Source organism: Armatimonas sp., assembly GCF_031410135.1.
Classification (GTDB): Bacteria; Armatimonadota; Armatimonadia; order Armatimonadales; family Armatimonadaceae; genus Armatimonas.
Genome location: NZ_JANNYP010000210.1, coordinates 1 through 3,936, shown reverse-complemented (window position 1 = coordinate 3,936; position 3,936 = coordinate 1). Strand labels below are relative to the sequence as shown.

Genomic DNA, 3,936 nt, shown 5'->3' with positions numbered 1-3,936 from the left:
AGCGAGGGTGCGGACAATACAGGCCATCTCGACAAGACCCGCCTGCTGGGACGCCCGCCAGCGGCGCTCCCCAGTGACAATTCGATAGGCATCAATCCCTTCCAGTGCCATCACTGTGATGGGGTTGAGTAGGCCATGCTGACGGATCGAGTCCGCCAGGCCCGCCAGAGCCGCATCGTCCAGCACTTTGCGTGGCTGATCCGGGTCTTCCACAATCTTCTCAATCGCAACAAACTTCAGTTCCAAGTAATCTCTCCAGCAATCAGATGTTTGCTATTATATCAGGCCGGATGCACCCAGGGTTTGCGGTAGGGACGGCGCAGGAGCTTGTTGGCTGCTTCGTCGCCGATAATACGGCCTTTTTGCGCGTCCCAGGCCAGTGTGCGCCCGGTCTGCTGCGCCAAGTTCGCGAGAATACAGCTTGCGGTGGAGATATGCCCCTCCTCGATGTCTGCCACGGGGCGGCCTCGGCTCTGGACTGCCTTGAGCCAGTCGGCCATGTGGTAGCGGATGGCGGGGGCGACGTGTTTCTCTAAGTCCCGCTCGGTGGCGTCCTCGGGGAACTTGTCGAGCTCTAGCGTCACGTCTTTATGGATAGCCTGCCCACGACTCGGAATAAAGTCGTAGCCATTGACGCTGGCTTTCAAGACGCCCTTCTCGCCGTAGAAAATCGCCGACCAGGGATATTTTGGATCGGGCGCCTCACCCCAGCTCCGGTGCTGCCAGAGCACTTGCGTCTCGCCAAAGTCAAAGCTGGCGGTCTGCGTGTCGGTGATGTTGGCAATGCTGGCCTTATCCATGAAGATCCCGCCCGACGAGGCGACGCTCTTGGGCCAGCCGAGGCCCAGCATCCAGCGGGTCATGTCCAGCATATGCACACACATGTCCCCGACAATCCCATTGCCATACTCCATAAACGCCCGCCAGCTTCTCGGGTGCGCAACGGGGTTGTAGGGCCGTAGCGGCGCAGGCCCCGTCCACAGCTCCCAGTCGAGATTTTCCGGCGGTGCGGTGTTAGCAGCGCGGCTGCCACTCCTCATATGATAGTAACAGCACGTCTCCACCAGCCCGATCTTGCCCAGCTTACCCTCACGCAGAATCTCTCTCGCCTCGACTAAGTGGGGCGTGCTCCGGCGCTGTGTCCCGATCTGCACCACACGTTTGTGCTTACGCGCCGACGCCAGCATCGCCTGACCCTCGGCGATATCCACCGAGATCGGCTTCTGGCAGTAGACATCCGCCCCCGCCTCCATCGCCGCGATTGCCTGGAGCGCATGCCAGTGGTCGGGCGTCCCGATCAGCACCAGCTCCGGCTTGGTCTCCTTGAGCAGCTCGCGGTAGTCGGAGAAAGTCGCCGGGCGCTTCTTCGATGCCTGCTTGCCCGCCACCGAGTCAGCCGCCTCCGCCAGCATCTTCTTGTCCACGTCGCACAGCGCCACTACCTCAGCATTTTGGGCGACTTGCAAGAGGCGAAACAGATCACACTTGCCGTACCAACCGGAGCCGATTAGCGCGACACGGGGCTTGACGTCCTGAAACTCTTTGAAACTCGAAAAACTCATGCTGGGATTCTACCCGCCGCCGATTGGAAATCGGCGTCTGCAATGGCGCTTCGCGCCGCGAAGCCCGTGCCGGGCTATAATTAGGTTAAGATGGCCAATCAGTGCTCGCTTTATGCTGTTGATTTTGTTCCTGGTGAAGGGGAAAAGACAAACCTCCTACTTCTTGGAGAGTATGCCTACGATATTCCGCTTGTCTTCAAGCTGCTGATCTCGGCATCACCACGAATTTGCCCTTCGCTTGATTGGCCCGGTGAAGGCGAAGTTGCGATCCTGGGAGATTTGACACAAGGGCATGAGCAGCTTTTTGCGTTTCTTGATCAGCTTACTCATCCGCTTGTGGAGCCGCTAATAGAAGAGACGAAGGCGTTTCTCACACGCCCCGAGTTTCAGCTACCCTACGTCTTATTGGAGCCGTTCGATATTTTTCAGATGAGCGAGTCTGATTTTTTTGCCGCAACGTCCCGCCTTCTGGAGGAGATACAGCTCTTGGACGAGCGGATACCTACAGAAGTTGAAACGACTTTGACGGCCTTGCTGGCCCCGATATCGACTTCTCCAAAGCGTCTTTGGCCTTGGCAAAAGACGCAGAAGCCCCGCGACCCGCTTCAGCCGCTCTATGATCTTGGTCTCGGAAGCTGGGGATAAATCTGACACCCCCCCCAGCCCGGCACGGGCTTTGCAGCCGCAGGCTACTGCAGACGCCGATTTCCAATCGGCGGCAGGAAAATGCTCTGCCCGCCACGAATCAACGTGTATGAGCCAAGAGCATATCCGCGCCGCGCTGCGCGCCCTTCCTATCGAGCTGCCCTCCTGGGGCTTTGCCAATGCGGGCACCCGCTTCGGAGCCTTCCCTGAGCCGGGAGTGGCACGCGATATCTACGAAAAACTTGAGGATGCCGCAACGGTGCATCGCCTCACCGGTGTCTGCCCGACCGTGGCCGTCCACATTCCCTGGGATCTGCCTCCCGCCGGCAAGACCTGGGCCGATATCGCCGAGTTCGCCAATTCCGAAGGCGTCGCGATTGGGGCGATCAACCCGAATTTGTTTCAGGACCACGACTATAAGCTCGGCTCGGTCTGCAACCCCGACCCGGCGATTCGCAAGAAAGCCGTCGCGCATCTGAAAGAGTGCGCCGAGATCATGAAGGTGACCGGCAGCAAGCTGCTGAGCATCTGGCTGGCCGATGGGACGAACTATCCTGGCCAGGACGATATCAAGAGCCGCCGCCAGCGCCTGATCGACTGCCTCGCCGAGGGCTACGCCGCGATGCCGGACGACGGTGAGATGCTGGTCGAGTACAAGCTCTTCGAGCCCGCGTTCTACCACACCGACTTGGCCGACTGGGGCACGAGCTACACGGTCTGCCAGAAGCTGGGCGAGCGCGCTAAAGTTCTGGTGGACACGGGGCACCACGGCCACTACACCAATATCGAGTTCATTGTCTCCACCCTGATTTCCGAGGGCCGCCTCGGGGGCTTCCACTTCAATGACCGGCGCTATGCCGACGACGACCTGATCGTGGGGAGCGCCAACCCCTACGCGCTCTTTTGCATCTTCCATGAGCTCATCAACGGCAACGACGGCAAGACGGCGTTCCAGACGGCGTATATGCTAGATCAGTCGCACGTGGTGGAGAAGAAGATCGAGGCCATGGTGCTGAGTGTCCTGAACGTGCAGACCGCCTACGCCAAAGCCCTGCTCGTAGACCGCGCCGCGCTCGCCGAGATGCAAGTCGCAGGCGATGTGATGGGTGCCCACGCGATCCTGCGCAATGCCTACGAGACCGATGTCCGCCCGATCCTCGCCGCTACCCGCGAAGAGATCGGTCGCCCCGCCGACCCGCTCAAGGCACTCGCCACTGACGAACTCGTCAAAGAGCGCCGTGCCCGCCGCCAGGTCGAACCTGCAAGGGCAAGTGGAGCCGGCTTGGGCGCATAGTCATCATTCTTGGTGTTTTCTTTATCCCAGAGCGCCTGATGTCACGCGGAAATGGTGTCCGCTGACGTCTATGAAGTGACGGATGCAAAAGGGAGTCGAAGAAACGATGAAACGAATCGTGATGTTTATGGGGCTGATCTCTCTCGGGGGGCTGGTGGGCTGTAGCGGCACAACGGTTGCGCCACAAGTGACGGGGCGGGTGCTAAAGGGAAGTGGTGGCTGTGGTGCACCGCCGCCCGATGGTGTCTGCCCAAATCCCGTGGTCTACTCCGGCTTTGCCAGCGCTCGCCTGAGGGTCTCTCCGGAGTCAAGTGAGACCGTTATCGCAATGACAACCGCCGATGCCGAGGGAAATTTTACTCTGGCCTTGCCTGCGGGAACCTATCGAGTGAGCGCGGAGCAGATGCCTGGTTTTGGGGTTCTCATGACCATCAC

General features: G+C 59.8%; 5 protein-coding genes. 3 read left to right on the top strand and 2 right to left on the bottom strand.

From position 1 onward, the window contains the following. Positions 1-246: ParB N-terminal domain-containing protein (locus RMO15_RS07555; protein ID WP_309710021.1), on the bottom strand; the 246-nt coding region annotated here is incomplete at its 3' end. Positions 247-281: 35 nt separating this feature from the next. Next, positions 282-1,562, bottom strand: a complete 1,281-nt coding sequence (locus tag RMO15_RS07550) for a Gfo/Idh/MocA family oxidoreductase (protein ID WP_309710018.1) — start codon at positions 1,560-1,562, stop codon at positions 282-284. Positions 1,563-1,652: 90 nt separating this feature from the next. Here RMO15_RS07550 and RMO15_RS07545 point away from each other — a divergent pair, with 90 nt between their 5' ends. The 3 genes from RMO15_RS07545 to RMO15_RS07535 all read left to right on the top strand — a co-directional run. Beyond that, a complete protein-coding gene (locus RMO15_RS07545) occupies positions 1,653-2,207 on the top strand; it encodes a hypothetical protein (RefSeq protein ID WP_309710015.1) in 555 nt (184 codons plus the stop codon). 109 nt (positions 2,208-2,316) lie between these two features. Continuing rightward, on the top strand, positions 2,317-3,501 hold the full coding sequence (gene rhaI, locus RMO15_RS07540) for an L-rhamnose isomerase (protein ID WP_309710013.1): 1,185 nt from the start codon (positions 2,317-2,319) through the stop codon (positions 3,499-3,501). A 106-nt stretch (positions 3,502-3,607) separates the two neighbouring features. Further along, a partial coding sequence (locus tag RMO15_RS07535; RefSeq protein WP_309710010.1) for a hypothetical protein occupies positions 3,608-3,936 on the top strand: 329 nt, incomplete at its 3' end.

What these genes read in the sequence shown, in the direction of transcription:
- RMO15_RS07550 (WP_309710018.1), bottom strand. Translation starts at nt 1,562, where the DNA reads ATGAGTTTTTCGAGTTTCAAAGAGTTTCAGGACGTCAAGCCCCGTGTC.
- RMO15_RS07545 (WP_309710015.1), top strand. Translation starts at nt 1,653, where the DNA reads ATGGCCAATCAGTGCTCGCTTTATGCTGTTGATTTTGTTCCTGGTGAA.
- rhaI (WP_309710013.1), top strand. Translation starts at nt 2,317, where the DNA reads ATGAGCCAAGAGCATATCCGCGCCGCGCTGCGCGCCCTTCCTATCGAG.